The organism is Escherichia sp. WS547 (genome assembly GCF_046486065.1).
GTDB lineage: Bacteria > Pseudomonadota > Gammaproteobacteria > Enterobacterales > Enterobacteriaceae > Escherichia > Escherichia coli.
The window spans coordinates 187,080-205,850 of record NZ_JBJQMA010000005.1; the positions used below are offsets into that span (position 1 = coordinate 187,080).

Consider the following 18,771-nt stretch of genomic DNA (forward strand, 5'->3'; position numbering starts at 1 on the left):
CTGAAGATGTCTGAACCACGTTTCGTACACCTGCGGGTGCACAGCGACTACTCGATGATCGATGGCCTGGCCAAAACCGCACCGCTGGTAAAAAAGGCGGCGGCGTTGGGTATGCCAGCACTGGCGATCACCGATTTCACCAACCTTTGCGGTCTGGTGAAGTTCTACGGAGCGGGACATGGCGCAGGGATTAAGCCCATCGTCGGGGCGGATTTTAACGTCCAGTGCGACCTGCTGGGTGATGAGTTAACCCACCTGACGGTGCTGGCGGCGAACAATACCGGCTATCAGAATCTGACGTTGCTGATCTCAAAAGCGTATCAGCGCGGGTACGGTGCCGCCGGGCCGATCATCGATCGCGACTGGCTTATCGAATTAAATGAAGGGTTGATCCTTCTTTCCGGCGGGCGCATGGGCGACGTTGGACGCAGTCTTTTGCGTGGTAACAGCGCGCTGGTAGATGAGTGTGTCGCGTTTTATGAAGAACACTTTCCGGATCGCTATTTTCTCGAGCTGATCCGCACCGGCAGGCCGGACGAAGAAAGCTATCTGCACGCTGCGGTGGAACTGGCGGAATCACGCGGTTTGCCCGTTGTGGCGACCAACGACGTGCGCTTTATCGACAGCAGCGACTTTGACGCACACGAAATCCGCGTCGCGATCCACGACGGCTTTACCCTCGACGATCCTAAACGCCCGCGTAACTATTCGCCGCAGCAATATATGCGTAGCGAAGAGGAGATGTGCGAGCTGTTTGCCGACATCCCAGAAGCCCTTGCCAACACCGTTGAGATCGCCAAACGCTGTAACGTAACTGTGCGTCTTGGTGAATACTTCCTGCCGCAGTTCCCGACCGGGGACATGAGCACCGAAGATTATCTGGTCATGCGTGCAAAAGAGGGCCTGGAAGAGCGTCTGGCATTTTTATTCCCTGACGAGGAAGAACGTCTGAAGCGTCGCCCGGAATATGACGAACGTCTGGAGACTGAACTTCAGGTTATCAACCAGATGGGCTTCCCGGGCTACTTCCTCATCGTTATGGAATTTATCCAGTGGTCGAAGGATAACGGCGTACCGGTAGGGCCAGGCCGTGGCTCCGGTGCGGGTTCACTGGTGGCCTACGCGCTGAAAATCACCGACCTCGATCCGCTGGAATTTGACCTGCTGTTCGAACGTTTCCTTAACCCGGAACGTGTCTCCATGCCTGACTTTGACGTTGACTTCTGTATGGAGAAACGCGATCAGGTTATCGAACACGTGGCAGACATGTACGGTCGTGATGCGGTATCGCAGATTATCACCTTCGGTACGATGGCGGCGAAAGCGGTGATCCGCGACGTAGGCCGCGTTCTGGGGCATCCGTACGGCTTTGTCGATCGTATCTCGAAACTGATCCCGCCCGATCCGGGGATGACGCTGGCAAAAGCGTTTGAAGCCGAGCCGCAGCTGCCGGAAATCTACGAAGCGGATGAAGAAGTTAAGGCGCTGATCGACATGGCGCGCAAACTGGAAGGGGTCACCCGTAACGCCGGTAAGCACGCCGGTGGGGTGGTTATCGCGCCGACCAAAATTACTGATTTTGCGCCGCTTTATTGCGATGAAGAGGGCAAACATCCGGTCACCCAGTTTGATAAAAGCGACGTTGAATACGCCGGGCTGGTGAAGTTCGACTTCCTCGGTTTGCGTACGCTCACCATCATCAACTGGGCGCTGGAGATGATCAACAAGCGGCGGGCGAAGAATGGCGAGCCGCCTCTGGATATCGCCGCGATCCCGCTGGATGATAAGAAAAGCTTCGATATGCTGCAACGCTCGGAAACCACGGCGGTATTCCAGCTTGAATCGCGCGGCATGAAAGACCTGATCAAGCGTCTGCAACCTGACTGCTTCGAAGATATGATCGCACTGGTGGCACTGTTCCGCCCTGGTCCGTTGCAGTCAGGGATGGTGGATAACTTTATCGACCGTAAACATGGTCGCGAAGAGATCTCCTATCCGGACGTGCAGTGGCAGCATGAAAGCCTGAAACCGGTACTGGAGCCAACCTACGGCATCATCCTGTATCAGGAACAGGTCATGCAGATTGCCCAGGTGCTTTCTGGTTATACCCTCGGTGGCGCGGATATGCTGCGTCGTGCGATGGGTAAGAAAAAGCCGGAAGAGATGGCTAAGCAGCGTTCTGTATTTGCTGAAGGTGCAGAAAAGAACGGAATCAACGCTGAACTGGCGATGAAAATCTTCGACCTGGTGGAAAAATTCGCTGGTTACGGATTTAACAAATCGCACTCTGCGGCCTATGCTTTGGTGTCATATCAAACGTTATGGCTGAAAGCGCACTATCCGGCGGAGTTTATGGCGGCGGTAATGACCGCCGATATGGACAACACCGAGAAGGTGGTGGGCCTGGTGGATGAGTGCTGGCGGATGGGGCTGAAAATCCTGCCACCAGATATAAACTCCGGTCTTTACCATTTCCACGTCAACGACGACGGCGAAATCGTGTATGGTATTGGCGCGATCAAAGGGGTCGGTGAAGGTCCGATTGAGGCCATCATCGAAGCCCGTAATAAAGGCGGCTACTTCCGCGAACTGTTTGATCTCTGCGCCCGAACCGACACCAAAAAGTTAAACCGGCGGGTGCTGGAAAAACTGATCATGTCCGGGGCGTTTGACCGTCTTGGGCCACACCGCGCGGCGCTGATGAACTCGCTGGGCGATGCGTTAAAAGCGGCAGATCAACACGCGAAAGCGGAAGCTATCGGTCAGGCCGATATGTTCGGTGTGCTGGCCGAAGAGCCGGAACAAATTGAACAATCCTACGCCAGCTGCCAACCGTGGCCGGAGCAGGTGGTATTAGATGGGGAACGTGAAACGTTAGGTCTGTACCTGACGGGACACCCTATCAATCAGTATTTAAAAGAGATTGAGCGTTATGTCGGAGGCGTAAGGCTGAAAGACATGCACCCGACAGAACGTGGTAAAGTCATCACGGCTGCGGGGCTCGTTGTTGCCGCGCGGGTTATGGTCACCAAGCGCGGCAATCGTATCGGTATCTGCACGCTGGATGACCGTTCCGGGCGGCTGGAAGTGATGTTGTTTACTGACGCCCTGGATAAATACCAGCAATTGCTGGAAAAAGACCGCATACTTATCGTCAGCGGACAGGTCAGCTTTGATGACTTCAGCGGTGGGCTTAAAATGACCGCTCGCGAAGTGATGGATATTGACGAAGCCCGGGAAAAATATGCTCGCGGGCTTGCTATCTCGCTGACGGACAGGCAAATTGATGACCAGCTTTTAAACCGACTCCGTCAGTCTCTGGAACCCCACCGCTCTGGGACAATTCCAGTACATCTCTACTATCAGAGGGCGGATGCACGCGCGCGGTTGCGTTTTGGCGCGACGTGGCGTGTCTCTCCGAGCGATCGTTTATTAAACGATCTCCGTGGCCTCATTGGTTCGGAGCAGGTGGAACTGGAGTTTGACTAATACAGGAATACTATGAGTCTGAATTTCCTTGATTTTGAACAGCCGATTGCAGAGCTGGAAGCGAAAATCGATTCTCTGACTGCGGTTAGCCGTCAGGATGAGAAACTGGATATTAACATCGATGAAGAAGTGCATCGTCTGCGTGAAAAAAGCGTAGAACTGACACGTAAAATCTTCGCCGATCTCGGTGCATGGCAGATTGCGCAACTGGCACGCCATCCACAGCGTCCTTATACCCTGGATTACGTTCGCCTGGCATTTGATGAATTTGACGAACTGGCTGGCGACCGCGCGTATGCAGACGATAAAGCTATCGTCGGTGGTATCGCCCGTCTCGATGGTCGTCCGGTGATGATCATTGGTCATCAAAAAGGTCGTGAAACCAAAGAAAAAATTCGCCGTAACTTTGGTATGCCAGCGCCAGAAGGTTACCGCAAAGCACTGCGTCTGATGCAAATGGCTGAACGCTTTAAGATGCCAATCATCACCTTTATCGACACCCCGGGGGCTTATCCGGGCGTGGGCGCAGAAGAGCGCGGTCAGTCTGAAGCCATTGCACGCAACCTGCGTGAAATGTCTCGCCTTAGCGTACCGGTAGTTTGTACGGTTATCGGTGAAGGTGGTTCTGGCGGTGCGCTGGCGATTGGCGTGGGCGATAAAGTGAATATGCTGCAATACAGCACCTATTCCGTTATCTCGCCGGAAGGTTGTGCGTCCATTCTGTGGAAGAGCGCCGACAAAGCGCCGCTGGCGGCTGAAGCGATGGGTATCATCGCTCCGCGTCTGAAAGAGCTGAAACTGATCGACTCCATCATCCCGGAACCGCTGGGTGGTGCTCACCGTAACCCGGAAGCGATGGCGGCGTCTCTGAAAGCGCAGCTGCTGGCGGATCTGGCCGATCTCGACGTGTTAAGCACTGAAGATTTAAAAAATCGTCGTTATCAGCGCCTGATGAGCTACGGTTACGCGTAATTCGCAAATGTTCTGAAAAGGGTCACTTCGGTGGCCCTTTTTTATCGCCACGGTTTGAGCAGGCTATGATTAAGGAAGGATTTTCCAGGAGGAACACATGAACATCATTGCCATTATGGGACCGCATGGCGTCTTTTATAAAGATGAGCCCATCAAAGAACTGGAGTCGGCGCTGGTGGCGCAAGGCTTTCAGATTATCTGGCCACAAAACAGCGTTGATTTGCTGAAATTTATTGAACATAACCCTCGAATTTGCGGCGTGATTTTTGACTGGGATGAGTACAGTCTCGATTTATGTAGCGATATCAATCAGCTTAATGAATATCTCCCGCTTTATGCCTTCATCAACACCCACTCGACGATGGATGTCAGCGTGCAGGATATGCGGATGGCGCTCTGGTTTTTTGAATATGCGCTGGGGCAGGCAGAAGATATCGCCATTCGTATGCGTCAGTACACCGACGAATATCTTGATAACATTACACCGCCGTTCACGAAAGCCTTGTTTACCTACGTCAAAGAGCGGAAGTACACCTTTTGTACGCCGGGTCATATGGGCGGCACCGCATATCAAAAAAGCCCGGTTGGCTGTCTGTTTTATGATTTTTTCGGCGGGAATACTCTTAAGGCTGATGTCTCTATTTCGGTTACCGAGCTTGGTTCGTTGCTCGACCACACCGGGCCACACCTGGAAGCGGAAGAGTACATCGCGCGGACTTTTGGCGCGGAACAGAGTTATATCGTTACCAACGGAACATCGACGTCTAACAAAATTGTGGGTATGTACGCCGCGCCGTCCGGCAGTACGCTGTTGATCGACCGCAATTGTCATAAATCGCTGGCGCATCTGTTGATGATGAACGATGTAGTGCCAGTCTGGCTGAAACCGACGCGTAATGCGTTGGGGATTCTTGGTGGGATCCCGCGCCGTGAATTTACTCGCGACAGCATCGAAGAGAAAGTCGCTGCTACCACGCAAGCTCAATGGCCGGTTCATGCGGTGATCACCAACTCCACCTATGATGGCTTGCTCTACAACACCGACTGGATCAAACAGACGCTGGATGTCCCGTCGATTCACTTCGATTCTGCCTGGGTGCCGTACACCCATTTTCATCCGATCTACCAGGGTAAAAGTGGTATGAGCGGCGAGCGTGTTGCGGGAAAAGTGATCTTCGAAACGCAGTCGACCCACAAAATGCTGGCGGCGTTATCGCAGGCTTCGCTGATCCACATTAAAGGCGAGTATGACGAAGAGGCGTTTAACGAAGCCTTTATGATGCATACCACCACCTCGCCCAGTTATCCCATTGTTGCTTCGGTTGAGACGGCGGCGGCGATGCTGCGTGGTAATCCGGGCAAACGGCTGATTAACCGTTCGGTGGAGCGGGCGCTGCATTTTCGCAAAGAGGTCCAGCGGCTGCGGGAAGAGTCTGACGGTTGGTTTTTCGATATCTGGCAACCGCCGCAGGTGGATGAAGCCGAATGCTGGCCCGTTGCGCCTGGCGAACAGTGGCACGGCTTTAACGATGCGGATGCCGATCATATGTTTCTCGATCCGGTTAAAGTCACTATTTTGACACCGGGGATGGACGAGCAGGGCAATATGAGCGAGGAGGGGATCCCGGCGGCGCTGGTAGCAAAATTCCTCGACGAACGAGGGATCGTAGTAGAGAAAACCGGTCCTTATAACCTGCTGTTTCTCTTTAGTATTGGAATCGATAAAACCAAAGCAATGGGATTATTGCGTGGGTTGACGGAATTTAAGCGCTCTTACGATCTCAACCTGCGGATCAAAAATATGCTACCCGATCTCTATGCAGAAGATCCCGATTTCTACCGCAATATGCGCATTCAGGATCTGGCGCAAGGGATCCATAAGCTGATTCGTAAACACGATCTTCCCGGTTTGATGTTGCGGGCATTCGATACCTTGCCGGAGATGATCATGACGCCACATCAGGCATGGCAGAGGCAGATTAAAGGCGAAGTAGAAACCATTGCGCTGGAACAACTGGTTGGTAGGGTGTCGGCAAATATGATCCTGCCTTATCCACCGGGCGTACCGCTGCTGATGCCAGGAGAAATGCTGACCAAAGAGAGCCGCACAGTACTCGATTTTCTACTGATGCTTTGTTCCGTAGGGCAACATTACCCCGGTTTTGAAACGGATATTCACGGCGCGAAACAGGACGAAGACGGCGTTTACCGCGTACGAGTCCTAAAAATGGCGGGATAACTTGCCAGAGCGGCTTCCGGGCGAGTAACGTGCTGTTAACAAATAAAGGAGACGTTATGCTGGGTTTAAAACAGGTTCACCATATTGCGATTATTGCGACGGATTATGCGGTGAGCAAAGCGTTTTACTGCGATATTCTTGGTTTCACGCTGCAAAGCGAAGTCTATCGCGAAGCGCGCGACTCGTGGAAAGGGGATTTGGCGCTTAATGGGCAATATGTGATTGAGCTTTTCTCATTTCCGTTCCCGCCGGAGCGCCCCAGCCGACCGGAAGCTTGCGGCCTGCGTCATCTGGCTTTTAGCGTTGATGATATCGATGCGGCAGTGGCGCACCTTGAAAGCCATAACGTGAAGTGTGAAGCCATCCGTGTCGATCCATACACGCAAAAACGCTTCACGTTCTTTAACGATCCGGACGGGCTGCCGTTGGAACTGTATGAGCAGTAAGGCTTGTCATCGCCGCATTTGCCCGGTAACGTGCCGGGCATTGCTACTGTAAAATCGCACCATCATGACACTCACGCTCAATAGACAACTTCTCACCTCACGCCAGATTCTGGTGGCCTTTAGCGGCGGGCTTGACTCCACCGTTTTGCTGCATCAGTTGGTGCAGTGGCGGACGGAAAATCCGGGCGTCACTCTACGCGCTATCCATGTGCATCACGGTTTAAGTGCCAATGCCGATGCCTGGGTTAGGCATTGCGAGAACATCTGCCAACAGTGGCAGGTGCCGCTGGTGGTCGAACGCGTACAACTTGCGCAAGAGGGGCTGGGGATTGAGGCCCAGGCGCGGCAGGCGCGTTATCAGGCATTTGCCCGTACCCTATTGCCCGGCGAAGTGCTGGTCACCGCGCAACATCTCGACGATCAATGTGAAACCTTTCTGCTGGCGCTAAAACGCGGTAGCGGCCCTGCCGGGCTTTCGGCTATGGCGGAAGTTTCGGAGTTTGCCGGAACACGGCTTATCCGCCCGTTGCTCGCCCGCACGCGGGGGGAACTGGAGCAGTGGGCATTGGCGCATGGTTTACGCTGGATTGAAGACGAAAGTAATCAGGACGACTCATACGATCGTAACTTTCTGCGCCTGCGCGTAGTGCCGTTATTGCAGCAGCGTTGGCCGCATTTTGCCGAAGCAACGGCCCGCAGCGCCGCACTTTGTGCTGAACAAGAGAGCCTGTTGGATGAACTGCTGGCGGATGATTTAGCACACTGTCAATCGCCGCAGGGGACGCTGCAGATTGCGCCAATGCTGGCGATGAGTGATGCCCGCCGCGCGGCGATTATCCGTCGCTGGCTGGCAGGGCAGAATGCACCGATGCCTTCCCGCGACGCGCTGGTGCGCATCTGGCAGGAAGTGGCGCTGGCGCGGGAAGATGCTTCCCCCTGTTTACGTCTGGGCGCGTTTGAAATCCGCCGCTATCAGTCGCAACTGTGGTGGATTAAATCCGTTGCCGGGCAAAGCGAAACCATTGTGCCGTGGCAGACGTGGCTACAACCGCTGGAATTACTGGCGGGACTGGGAAGTGTACAGCTTACTGCGGGAGGCGATATTCGCCCTCCGCGTGCAGACGAAGCGGTCAGCGTGCGTTTCAAAGCGCCAGGATTGCTGCATATAGTCGGACGCAACGGCGGACGTAAGCTAAAGAAAATCTGGCAAGAGCTGGGTGTGCCGCCGTGGCTACGTGACACCACGCCACTGCTGTTTTATGGCGAAACGTTGATTGCGGCGGCAGGGGTATTTGTGACGCAAGAAGGTGTGGCTGAAGGTGAGAATGGCGTCAGTTTTGTCTGGCAGAAAACGCTTAGTTAAGTGAAAGCCGGATAAGACGCTTCAAACGTCGCATCCGGCGAAAGTCAATCAGGACTCGCTCACCACCACCGTACCGATTTCCGGGTGGCTAAAGCTGGTAATTTTATCCAGACGCAGCTCGCGGGTTGTACCAGCGGCCTCGACGACCAGATACTCCACATTTTTGCGGGAGACTAAATCGCTGGCCTTCGCCTGCAATTTTTCGCCATCTTTCAGCTCAAGTGTCAGCATTAAATGATGCTGGCAGGCGAGCTCAAGATTATCGTAATCATCACAATTGATTGGTTGATACGTATCATTCATTGACATAATCGCTCACCAGTAAGTTTGCCGCAGCGTATGCTGCTTTTTCCCTGACAGCCTCAGAAAGGGCGTCGTCGGCAGCCATTTCATTCAGCACTTTCAAAACGCAGCCCAGCGCGTCCGGAACGTATCCTAAGTCTCCGCTGGCGATTTCCGCGTACCGCTTGCGTATTAACTCACAATATTTTTCCACATGCCCTCCTGTCAGCACTCTGACTTAACCGTGGATGCAAGTCTAAGCCTACGAAGATAAACTCTGTTTCGCAAGGTGACTATACCACACTCATTTCTGCAATATCAGCGCCGCAACTGCACGTATTCCGTTACAATGGCCTCCTGATTCGAAAGGAGTTTTCTTATGGCGCTTAAAGCGACAATTTATAAAGCGACGGTTAATGTGGCCGATCTCGACCGCAACCAGTTTCTCGATGCCTCTCTGACGCTGGCGCGCCACCCTTCAGAAACCCAGGAGCGCATGATGCTGCGCCTGCTGGCGTGGCTGAAATATGCTGATGAACGTCTGCAATTTACCCGTGGTTTGTGTGCCGATGATGAGCCGGAAGCGTGGCTGCGTAACGATCATTTGGGCATTGATTTGTGGATCGAGCTGGGGCTGCCGGATGAGCGACGGATTAAGAAAGCCTGCACCCAGGCCGCAGAAGTAGCGCTGTTTGCCTATAATAGTCGGGCGGCGCAAATCTGGTGGCAGCAAAATCAGAGCAAATGTGCGCAGTTTGCCAATCTTTCCGTCTGGTATCTGGACGATGAACAACTGGCGAAAGTAAGCGCCTTTGCCGATCGTACCATGACGCTGCAGGCAACGATTCAGGATGGCGTGATCTGGTTATCGGATGATAAGAATAATCTGGAAGTGAACTTAACCGTCTGGCAACAACCTTCATGATTGTGATTTCCCGACATGTTGCTATCCCCGATGGTGAGCTTGAGATCACCGCCATTCGTGCGCAGGGCGCGGGCGGGCAGCATGTTAATAAGACCTCAACGGCTATTCATCTGCGTTTTGACATTCGGGCGTCCAGCCTGCCAGAGTATTACAAAGAGCGTTTGCTCGCCGCCAGCCATCATTTGATCAGCAGTGATGGCGTGATTGTCATTAAGGCACAGGAATACCGCAATCAGGAGCTCAACCGCGAAGCGGCGCTGGCCCGGCTGGTGGCAGTGATTAAAGATTTAACAACAGAACAAAAAGCCCGACGACCCACGCGGCCCACCCGCGCATCAAAAGAGCGCAGGCTGGCATCGAAAGCACAAAAATCAAGCGTGAAGGCGATGCGCGGCAAAGTGCGCAGCGGTCGGGAATAAAAAGAAGGAATGGATGGTGAAAAAAGCGATAGTGACAGCGATGGCTGTAATCAGCCTCTTTACTCTGATGGGATGTAATAATCGGGCCGAAGTCGACACGCTTTCTCCGGCGCAGGCTGCCGAACTGAAACCGATGCCGCAAAGTTGGCGCGGCGTGCTGCCGTGTGCCGATTGCGAAGGGATCGAAACCTCTTTGTTCCTCGAAAAAGATGGAACCTGGGTGATGAATGAACGCTATCTTGGTGCGCGTGAAGAGCCTTCCTCTTTCGCTTCCTACGGTACATGGGCGCGAACCGCTGACAAGCTGGTATTAACCGACAGCAAAGGTGAAAAGTCATATTATCGGGCGAAAGGCGATGCGCTGGAGATGCTCGATCGTGAAGGTAATCCGATTGAATCGCAGTTCAACTATACGCTGGAACCGGCGCAATCCAATTTACCCATGACGCCGATGACCCTGCGGGGCATGTATTTTTATATGGCTGATGCGGCGACCTTCACTGATTGCGCGACCGGAAAACGTTTCATGGTAGCGAATAATGCAGAGCTGGAGCGTGGCTACCTGGCGGCGCGCGGTCATAGTGAAAAACCGATGTTACTGTCAGTAGAAGGTCACTTTACGCTTGAGGCTAATCCGGATACCGGTGCGCCAACCAAAGTATTAGCGCCCGATACGGCAGGTAAATTTTACCCGAACCAGGATTGCAGTAGTTTGGGGCAGTAATTGAAAGCCGGAGCATTCTCCGGCTTTCATCACTGAGTCAGCCCAACAAAGCGACCCGCCTTGATATAAATCCCAGGCTTCAGGTGCCCAACATACTGTAACTGCGTTTCTGGCTTAAACGCAGAGACATCACCAATACGCATATGCATCAGATCGGCAGGGCTAATCCAGCCCGATTGCGCCAGTGTAAGCGGATGCCCGGCTTTGGCAAATGCATCAGTGACAAATTCCGAACAAAACCACGACTTTTTGTCTCCTTCGCCCACACTGCTTAACTGCGCTTTCGCCAGGCCGCTGACGCACTGTTGACGAAAATCCTCGGAGAACGGATTCAGTGAGCACATCTGGCGAGTCACCATAAAGGGAATAAATTCGACAATGCCGCGATAGTTGTAACCGCTATCTTTAATTTTGTTGGCGAATGCGGTGATTTCTGTGGCTTGTTGCGGGGTAAGATCCGGGACTCGTAAGACGAAAAGCTTATCGCTATGCTTCATCGCTTTTTTGAGGGAAACAATCTGGACGCCAGCGCCTGTCGCTTCTGCAACGTTATTTTCACCCAGATAGATTGCAACGTGACTCACAGAGGAAGTGCTGAAGACGCGGATTCCAAATGAGGTTACCCCAAGGCTTGAGGAGAACAGCAAATCGCCGGGTTTGAGATCAGGTTCCGTTATTTCTTTTATTGATTGTTCGGTAAAAGAGCTTTGATGCTGGAATTTGACTGCCCATGTTTTCGCCCCGGCATCTACCGCTGTGGCTGATGAGTCCGGCTGGCTGATATCTACGGTACAGGCCGAAAGGAAAAAAAGCAGGGGAGAAGCAGGCGGCAATGCGCCTTTGGTTTATCCATTTTATACAATCCATGTAAAAAAGGGCCCTGAAATTCAGGACCCTTTCTGGCATCAGCCTTTAATCTGTTTCACCAGATAATCGACGATGTCACCAGTTTTAATTAACTGTTTCTCGCCGTTACGACGATATTTATATTCGATATCGTCGTTGTCGAGGTTACGGTCGCCCAGCACAATAGTGTGCGGAATACCGATCAGTTCCATATCAGCAAACATCACGCCCGGACGCTCTTTGCGGTCATCCAGCAGCACTTCGATACCTTGTGCACGCAGTTCGCTGTACAGTTTCTCGGCCAGCTCCTGTACGCGGAAGGATTTATGCATGTTCATCGGCAGAATCGCCACCTGGAACGGCGCGATAGCGTCAGGCCATACGATGCCGCGTTCGTCGTAGTTCTGCTCAATTGCCGCAGCTACTACACGCGTTACCCCGATACCGTAGCAACCCATCGTCAGGATTTGGTTACGGCCATCTTCACCCTGTACGGAGGCTTTCAGTGCTTCAGAGTACTTAGTACCCAGCTGGAAGATGTGACCGACTTCGATACCACGTTTGATCAGCAGCGTACCCTGGCCATCCGGGCTTGGATCGCCAGCCACCACGTTACGGATATCAGCAATTTCTGGGGTAGCGACATCGCGATCCCAGTTGATGCCGAAGTAGTGTTTACCATCGATGTTAGCACCAGCAGCGAAATCACTCATCGCTGCAACGGTACGGTCAATCACCACCGGAATCGGCATGTTTACCGGACCCAGTGAACCCGGACCGGCTTTAACCACGGCACGAATTTCTTCTTCGGTCGCAAAAGTCAGCGGGCTTGCAACCTGCGGCAGTTTTTCTGCTTTAACTTCGTTCAGCTCGTGGTCACCACGCACCAGCAGCGCAACCAGCGGGAAGCTACTGCCTTCAACCGCTTTAACCAGCAGAGTCTTCACCGTTTTCTCAATCGGCAGATTGAACTGTTCAACCAGTTCCGCGATGGTTTTCGCGTTCGGCGTATCAACCAGCGTCATTTCCTGGGTAGCAGCAGCGCGCGGTTCTTTCGGCGCGATAGCTTCTGCCAGTTCAATGTTCGCTGCATAGTCAGAGGTGTCGGAGAAGACCACATCGTCTTCACCGCTCTGCGCCAGCACCTGGAATTCGTGAGAGGCGCTACCGCCGATAGAACCGGTGTCGGCCTGTACGGCGCGGAAATCCAGCCCCATGCGGCTGAAGATTTTGCTGTAGGCCGCATACATTGCATCGTAGGTTTCCTGCAGGGATTCCTGAGAAGTATGGAAAGAGTAAGCATCTTTCATCAGGAATTCGCGGGAACGCATGACGCCGAAACGCGGACGCACTTCGTCGCGGAACTTGGTCTGGATCTGATAGAAGTTCAGCGGCAGCTGTTTGTAAGAGCTAAGCTCGTTACGAATCAGGTCTGTAATAACTTCTTCATGAGTTGGGCCGAGTACGAACGGACGCTCGCCACGGTCAACAAAACGCAGCAGTTCCGGACCGTACTGTTCCCAACGACCACTCTCTTGCCACAAATCGGCTGGCTGAACCACCGGCATCGACACCTCGATCGCACCGGCGTTGTTCATCTCTTCACGCACGATGTTTTCGACTTTTTTCAGAACGCGCACGCCGGTCGGCAGCCAGGTATATAACCCGGAGGCCAGCTTGCGGATCATCCCGGCGCGCAGCATCAGCTGATGGCTGATCACCTCGGCGTCGGCAGGTGTCTCCTTGAGAGTGGAGAGCAGGTATTGGCTAGTACGCATGTTGTTACGGTTCCAGTTGGAAGGTAGAACAGGCTCAAGGCGAGCCTGGGACAAAAAAAGTGATTTAGTTTACCAGTGCAAAAGAAATGTCAAAAGAGAAGGGCGCGAATTTAACGCGGTTCCAGCGCAAAGACTTCAAAACCTGCGTCGGTGACGCGCCAGCGAACGTTAAAATCATGCAGCCAGACGGCATAGGTTTTGCCCGTTTCCTCACCTTTACGATAGGCCGGGCGCGGGTCCTGCGCCAGTACTTCGCGGATAAACAGCGTTAACTGCGGATAACGTTTCTCCAGCGTCAAAAGCTGCTTTTCGACCTCTGCGGTAAAGCTCACCGCCATCTCTGCCGCTGGCGCACTTTGCGCATAGCTGGCACTGGCATTTGGAAGCGATTCGGCAAAGGGGAGATAAGGTTTGATATCCACCACCGGCGTACCATCTACCAGATCCAGACTGCCGAGCTTCAGAATCACGCTGTCTTTATGGCAAACAACCTCTTTCAGCTCTACCAGCGACATACCAATCGGGTTAGGGCGGAAAGTGGAGCGCGTAGCGAAAACACCCATTCTGGCATTACCGCCGAGGCGCGGTGGACGCACAGTCGGACGCCAGCCGCCTTCCATCGTTTGATGAAAGACGAAAAGGATCCATAAATGGCTGAACGCTTCCAGGCCGCGAACGGCGTCGGCCTGGTTGTAGGGAGCAATGAGATGCAGTTCGCCGTTGGCGCTTTTTACCAGACCTGGCTGGCGCGGAACGGCGAATTTTTCTTTATAGGGCGAGCGAATAACGCCTATTTGCTCGAACTGGAAACTGCTCATTTCGCCGTAATGTTAAGCGCAGAACCGATACATACAGCCTGACGATAGCAGCCTGGCGTACCGCTGGTGACTTCGCAGCTATGCAGTAATACCGCATTGGCCTTCATTTTCGAGGCGTTGATTTGCATCCGCTTACGTGCGGTTGGAATGCTCGGCGGAGAGTCCTGATTGGAGGCCTGGCAAGAATCGCCACTGACTTCACCGAGATCGCGGAACGGTTTGCCGACTAATTCTTCTGCATTGGTATAAATTCGGACCGGCGCGGCGCGCGGCGCTTTCGGTTTTGCAGGCTCCGCTTTCGGCTGGGGTGCAGTGCTTTGAACGGGTTCGACAGGGGATCTGCTTAACATGGAACAGCCGCTTAGCATGAGTGCTACTAAACAGATCGGTAAAGCACGCATAGTATTTCCTCAATGTATGATCAAAACGTCAATATTGAATCAGGAGCTTGTAAAAATGACAAGACGGGCAAGCGCCCGTCCTGAATGATATTACAAATTGTGGAAACAGCCTAAAAATTACCAGCCTTTAACAGCGCCGCCGTTAAACACTTTGTTTGCTGCTTCGTAAACTTCGTCAGACTGATAAGCCTGGACGAATTTCTTCACGTTCTCGGCGTCTTTGTTATCTTCACGCGTTACGATCAGGTTTACGTACGGGGAGTCTTTATCTTCGACAAAGATACCGTCTTTCGCCGGAGTCAGGCCAATCTGGCTGGCATAGGTGGTATTGATAACTGCCAGAGCGATTTGCGCGTCGTCCAGAGAGCGAGGCAGCTGCGGTGCTTCCAGCTCAACAATTTTCAGATTTTTTGGGTTCTCAACAACATCAAGAACGGTCGGCAGCAGGCCAACACCATCTTTCAGTTTGATCAAGCCCACTTTTTGCAGCAGCAGCAGAGAACGGCCAAGGTTAGTTGGGTCGTTTGGCACGGCAACCTGCGAACCATCCTGCAATTCATCCAGTGATTTGATTTTCTTGGAGTAACCAGCAATCGGATAAACAAAAGTGTTGCCTACTGCGACCAGTTTGTAGCCACGATCTTTCAGTTGCTGATCAAGGTACGGTTTATGCTGGAAGGCGTTGGCGTCGATATCGCCTTTGCTCAATGCCTCGTTTGGCAGAACATAGTCGTTGAAGGTTACCAGCTCAACGTCCAGACCATATTTGTCTTTCGCAACTTTCTGCGCGACTTCTGCAACCTGCTGTTCGGCACCAACAATCACGCCGACTTTAATGTGGTTTGGATCTTTTTCATCCTGACCGCAGCCTACCAATGCCAGTGATCCAATCAGGGCTCCCACTGCCGCAAAGGTTTTGAATTTGAACGCCATACCTTATTCCTTCTTCAATTATTTATGTTGTGTTGAACGTTACTTGCGAGTGACAGCCCGGACGATGCGGTCGCCTGCGAACTGAATTAAATAAACCAGAATGACCAGCAATACCAGTACCGTATTCATCACCGTCGCGTTGTAGCCGATGTAGCCATACTGATAGCCAATCTGACCTAAACCACCGGCACCGACTGCACCACCCATCGCGGAATAACCGACCAGGGTAATCAGGGTGATAGTCGCAGCATTCACCAGACCCGGCAATGCTTCCGGTAACAGCACTTTACGGACGATCTGCATCGGCGTGGCACCCATTGCGCGGGAAGCTTCAATTAGCCCGGTTGGGATCTCCAGCAGAGCGTTCTCGACCATACGGGCAATAAACGGTGCTGCACCAACGGTTAACGGAACAATCGCTGCCTGCAAACCAATCGATGTACCAACAATAACGCGGGTAAACGGAATCATCCATACCAGCAAGATAATGAACGGGATGGAACGGAAAATGTTCACAATCGCAGAAACGGTACGATACAGCTTCGCGTTAGCAATAATTTGCCCCGGACGCGTGACATAAAGCAGGACGCCAACCGGCAGACCAATCACAAACCCAAAAAATCCGGATACGAAGGTCATTGCCAGCGTTTCCCATACGCCACGAACCAGCAGCCACATCATCGGCTCAGACATAACCCAGTACCTCTACTTTTACATGGTGTTCCTGCAGCCAGGCAATGGCGGCTTGCGTATCTTGTTGTGTGCCGTGCATTTCAGTCAGCATGATGCCGAACTTAACGCCACCGGCGTAATCCATCTGCGCGCTAATAATGTTGTTGTTGACGTTGAAACGACGCGCGGTTTCAGAAAGCAGTGGGGCATCGACCGATTGACCGGTAAACTCCAGACGCAGCATCGGCACGCAGTCAGTGAATGGCTCCGCTTGCAGACGTTCCTGGTAATCTTCCGGGATATCCAGATGCAGGGTCGACTGAATAAACTTCTGCGCCAGCGGCGTTTTCGGATGCGAGAACACTTCACTTACCGTGTCCTGCTCGATCAGTTCGCCATTACTGATGACCGCCACGCAATCACAAATACGCTTCACAACGTCCATTTCGTGGGTGATCAACAGAATCGTCAAACCCAGACGGCGGTTGATGTCTTTCAGCAGTTCGAGAATAGAACGTGTCGTTGCCGGATCCAGCGCGCTGGTGGCCTCATCACACAGCAATACTTTGGGATTGCTGGCTAACGCACGGGCAATCGCCACACGCTGTTTCTGCCCACCGGAAAGATTCGACGGGTAGCTATCATGCTTATCGCCAAGACCAACCAATGACAGCAATTCCGTCACGCGACGTTTGATCTCATCTTTCGGTGTGTTGTCCAGCTCCAGCGGCAGAGCCACGTTGCCAAAAACAGTACGTGAAGAGAGCAGGTTAAAATGCTGGAAAATCATACCAATCTGGCGGCGAGCTTTGGTCAACTCGGATTCTGACAGCGTGGTCAGTTCCTGGCCATCGACCAGCACGCTACCCTCGGTTGGGCGCTCCAGCAGGTTTACACAACGTATAAGCGTACTCTTACCCGCGCCTGAGGCACCGATAACGCCATAAATTTGTCCAGCTGGCACATGCAGGCTGACGTTGTTCAATGCCTGGATGGTGCGGGTGCCCTGGTGGAACACTTTGGTGATATTCGAAAGTTTTATCATTGATTATTTATTATCGTCATTAAGTTAGTCGTGGCATTTCGAATGCCTGGAACGGGCAACGCCGTCAATGAAATGGATGTTAAGGCATCCAGACGTCTAAATCAATCAGGTTTATGCGAAGAGCACTTTCTTGCTGGTCGAAACATGCGATACTAGCGTCACATGCCTTATTAAGGAGCTATAAAAGGTGGCGAAGAGCGTACCCGCAATTTTTCTTGACCGTGATGGCACCATTAATGTCGATCACGGCTATGTCCATGAGATCGACAACTTTGAATTTATCGACGGTGTTATTGACGCCATGCGCGAGCTAAAAAAAATGGGCTTTGCGCTGGTGGTAGTAACCAACCAGTCTGGCATTGCTCGCGGTAAATTTACTGAAGCACAGTTTGAAACGCTGACCGAGTGGATGGACTGGTCGCTGGCGGACCGCGATGTCGATCTGGATGGTATCTATTATTGCCCGCATCATCCGCAGGGTAGTGTTGAAGAGTTTCGCCAGGTCTGCGACTGCCGCAAACCACATCCGGGGATGCTTTTATCGGCACGCGATTATTTGCATATTGATATGGCCGCTTCTTATATGGTGGGCGATAAATTAGAAGATATGCAGGCAGCGGCTGCGGCGAACGTGGGAACAAAAGTGCTGGTGCGTACGGGTAAACCTGTTACGCCTGAAGCAGAAAACGCGGCGGATTGGGTGTTAAATAGCCTGGCAGACCTGCCGCAAGCGATAAAAAAGCAGCAAAAACCGGTGTAATGATTAAAAGATGAGCGGTTGAAATAAAAATGCATTTTTCCGCTTGTCTTCCTGAGCCGACTCCCTATAATTCGCCTCCATCGACACGGCGGATGTGAATCACTTCACACAAACAGCCGGTTCGGTTGAAGAGAAAAATCCTGAAATTCAGGGTTGACTCTGAAAGAGGAAAGCGTAATATACGCCACCTCGCGACAGTGAGCTGAAAGCCGCGTCGCAACTGCTCTTTAACAATTTATCAGACAATCTGTGTGGGCACTCGAAGATACGGATTCTTAACGTCGCAAGACAATAAATGAATACCAAGTCTCAAGAGTGAACACGTAATTCATTACGAAGTTTAATTCTTTGAACATCAAACTTTTAAATTGAAGAGTTTGATCATGGCTCAGATTGAACGCTGGCGGCAGGCCTAACACATGCAAGTCGAACGGTAACAGGAAACAGCTTGCTGTTTCGCTGACGAGTGGCGGACGGGTGAGTAATGTCTGGGAAACTGCCTGATGGAGGGGGATAACTACTGGAAACGGTAGCTAATACCGCATAACGTCGCAAGACCAAAGAGGGGGACCTTCGGGCCTCTTGCCATCGGATGTGCCCAGATGGGATTAGCTAGTAGGTGGGGTAACGGCTCACCTAGGCGACGATCCCTAGCTGGT

At 52.6% G+C, this 18,771-nt stretch carries 17 protein-coding genes, 1 rRNA gene and 1 pseudogene; 10 read left to right on the plus strand and 9 right to left on the minus strand.

The annotated features are described in order from the left end of the window. The first annotated feature begins 6 nt into the window (after window positions 1–6). From dnaE to tilS, 5 genes are all read left to right on the plus strand, one after another. Complete coding sequence (gene dnaE / locus ACJHWK_RS06870) at window positions 7–3,489, plus strand: DNA polymerase III subunit alpha (RefSeq protein ID WP_001520523.1); 3,483 nt, start codon at window positions 7–9, stop codon at window positions 3,487–3,489. 12 nt (window positions 3,490–3,501) lie between these two features. Next, a complete protein-coding gene (accA, locus tag ACJHWK_RS06875) occupies window positions 3,502–4,461 on the plus strand; it encodes an acetyl-CoA carboxylase carboxyl transferase subunit alpha (protein WP_000055748.1) in 960 nt (319 codons plus the stop codon). Window positions 4,462–4,558: 97 nt separating this feature from the next. Continuing rightward, window positions 4,559–6,700, plus strand: a complete 2,142-nt coding sequence (ldcC, locus tag ACJHWK_RS06880; RefSeq protein ID WP_001020973.1) for a lysine decarboxylase LdcC — start codon at window positions 4,559–4,561, stop codon at window positions 6,698–6,700. Window positions 6,701–6,756: 56 nt separating this feature from the next. Beyond that, the gene (locus tag ACJHWK_RS06885) at window positions 6,757–7,146 is read left to right on the plus strand and encodes a VOC family protein (RefSeq protein WP_000901098.1); all 390 of its coding nucleotides are present in this window, start codon (window positions 6,757–6,759) and stop codon (window positions 7,144–7,146) included. A 64-nt stretch (window positions 7,147–7,210) separates the two neighbouring features. Further along, the gene (tilS, locus tag ACJHWK_RS06890) at window positions 7,211–8,509 is read left to right on the plus strand and encodes a tRNA lysidine(34) synthetase TilS (RefSeq protein WP_001520525.1); all 1,299 of its coding nucleotides are present in this window, start codon (window positions 7,211–7,213) and stop codon (window positions 8,507–8,509) included. Window positions 8,510–8,557: 48 nt separating this feature from the next. Here the strand turns inward: tilS and rof are convergent, their stop codons facing one another. Beyond that, entirely contained in the window at window positions 8,558–8,818 is a 261-nt protein-coding gene (gene rof / locus ACJHWK_RS06895; RefSeq protein ID WP_000062315.1) for a Rho-binding antiterminator, read from the minus strand. Next, window positions 8,805–9,005, minus strand: a complete 201-nt coding sequence (locus tag ACJHWK_RS06900) for a YaeP family protein (protein WP_000417058.1) — start codon at window positions 9,003–9,005, stop codon at window positions 8,805–8,807. The genes rof and ACJHWK_RS06900 overlap by 14 nt, the downstream gene beginning before the upstream one ends. Window positions 9,006–9,170: 165 nt before the next feature. Between ACJHWK_RS06900 and ACJHWK_RS06905 the strand changes: the two genes are divergently transcribed. Genes ACJHWK_RS06905 through nlpE form a run of 3 tightly spaced genes read left to right on the plus strand, consistent with a single transcriptional unit; the run spans window position 9,171 to window position 10,859 of the window. Then, window positions 9,171–9,716: a YaeQ family protein gene (locus tag ACJHWK_RS06905; protein WP_001185283.1), complete on the plus strand. Its 546-nt coding sequence runs from the start codon at window positions 9,171–9,173 to the stop codon at window positions 9,714–9,716. Next, window positions 9,713–10,135: an alternative ribosome rescue aminoacyl-tRNA hydrolase ArfB gene (arfB, locus tag ACJHWK_RS06910; protein ID WP_000635534.1), complete on the plus strand. Its 423-nt coding sequence runs from the start codon at window positions 9,713–9,715 to the stop codon at window positions 10,133–10,135. The genes ACJHWK_RS06905 and arfB overlap by 4 nt, the downstream gene beginning before the upstream one ends. A gap of 13 nt (window positions 10,136–10,148) precedes the next feature. After that, window positions 10,149–10,859, plus strand: coding sequence for an envelope stress response activation lipoprotein NlpE (gene nlpE, locus ACJHWK_RS06915; protein ID WP_001520527.1), 711 nt, complete (start codon window positions 10,149–10,151; stop codon window positions 10,857–10,859). Between the two features lie 29 nt (window positions 10,860–10,888). On the opposite strand, the pseudogene ACJHWK_RS06920 reads toward nlpE, so the two are convergent. From ACJHWK_RS06920 to metN, 7 genes and pseudogenes are all read right to left on the minus strand, one after another. Beyond that, window positions 10,889–11,712, minus strand: a pseudogene (locus ACJHWK_RS06920) (YaeF family permuted papain-like enzyme). A gap of 52 nt (window positions 11,713–11,764) precedes the next feature. Further along, window positions 11,765–13,483 carry a proline--tRNA ligase gene (gene proS, locus ACJHWK_RS06925; RefSeq protein ID WP_001260707.1) on the minus strand — a complete coding sequence of 573 codons (1,719 nt, stop codon included), beginning with the start codon at window positions 13,481–13,483 and terminating at the stop codon, window positions 11,765–11,767. A 110-nt stretch (window positions 13,484–13,593) separates the two neighbouring features. After that, complete coding sequence (tsaA, locus tag ACJHWK_RS06930) at window positions 13,594–14,301, minus strand: tRNA (N6-threonylcarbamoyladenosine(37)-N6)-methyltransferase TrmO (RefSeq protein ID WP_000094022.1); 708 nt, start codon at window positions 14,299–14,301, stop codon at window positions 13,594–13,596. Continuing rightward, on the minus strand, window positions 14,298–14,702 hold the full coding sequence (rcsF, locus tag ACJHWK_RS06935) for an Rcs stress response system protein RcsF (protein ID WP_001202321.1): 405 nt from the start codon (window positions 14,700–14,702) through the stop codon (window positions 14,298–14,300). Before rcsF ends, tsaA begins: the two co-directional genes overlap by 4 nt. A 117-nt stretch (window positions 14,703–14,819) precedes the next feature. Continuing rightward, a complete protein-coding gene (gene metQ / locus ACJHWK_RS06940) occupies window positions 14,820–15,635 on the minus strand; it encodes a methionine ABC transporter substrate-binding lipoprotein MetQ (RefSeq protein WP_000874224.1) in 816 nt (271 codons plus the stop codon). 39 nt (window positions 15,636–15,674) lie between these two features. Beyond that, complete coding sequence (locus ACJHWK_RS06945; protein WP_001294600.1) at window positions 15,675–16,328, minus strand: methionine ABC transporter permease MetI; 654 nt, start codon at window positions 16,326–16,328, stop codon at window positions 15,675–15,677. Beyond that, entirely contained in the window at window positions 16,321–17,352 is a 1,032-nt protein-coding gene (gene metN / locus ACJHWK_RS06950) for a methionine ABC transporter ATP-binding protein MetN (protein ID WP_000593994.1), read from the minus strand. Before metN ends, ACJHWK_RS06945 begins: the two co-directional genes overlap by 8 nt. A gap of 187 nt (window positions 17,353–17,539) precedes the next feature. Between metN and gmhB the strand changes: the two genes are divergently transcribed. Further along, window positions 17,540–18,112, plus strand: a complete 573-nt coding sequence (gmhB, locus tag ACJHWK_RS06955) for a D-glycero-beta-D-manno-heptose 1,7-bisphosphate 7-phosphatase (protein WP_001520530.1) — start codon at window positions 17,540–17,542, stop codon at window positions 18,110–18,112. Between the two features lie 365 nt (window positions 18,113–18,477). Continuing rightward, window positions 18,478–18,771: ribosomal RNA gene (locus tag ACJHWK_RS06960) — 16S ribosomal RNA — on the plus strand; the annotation flags it as partial.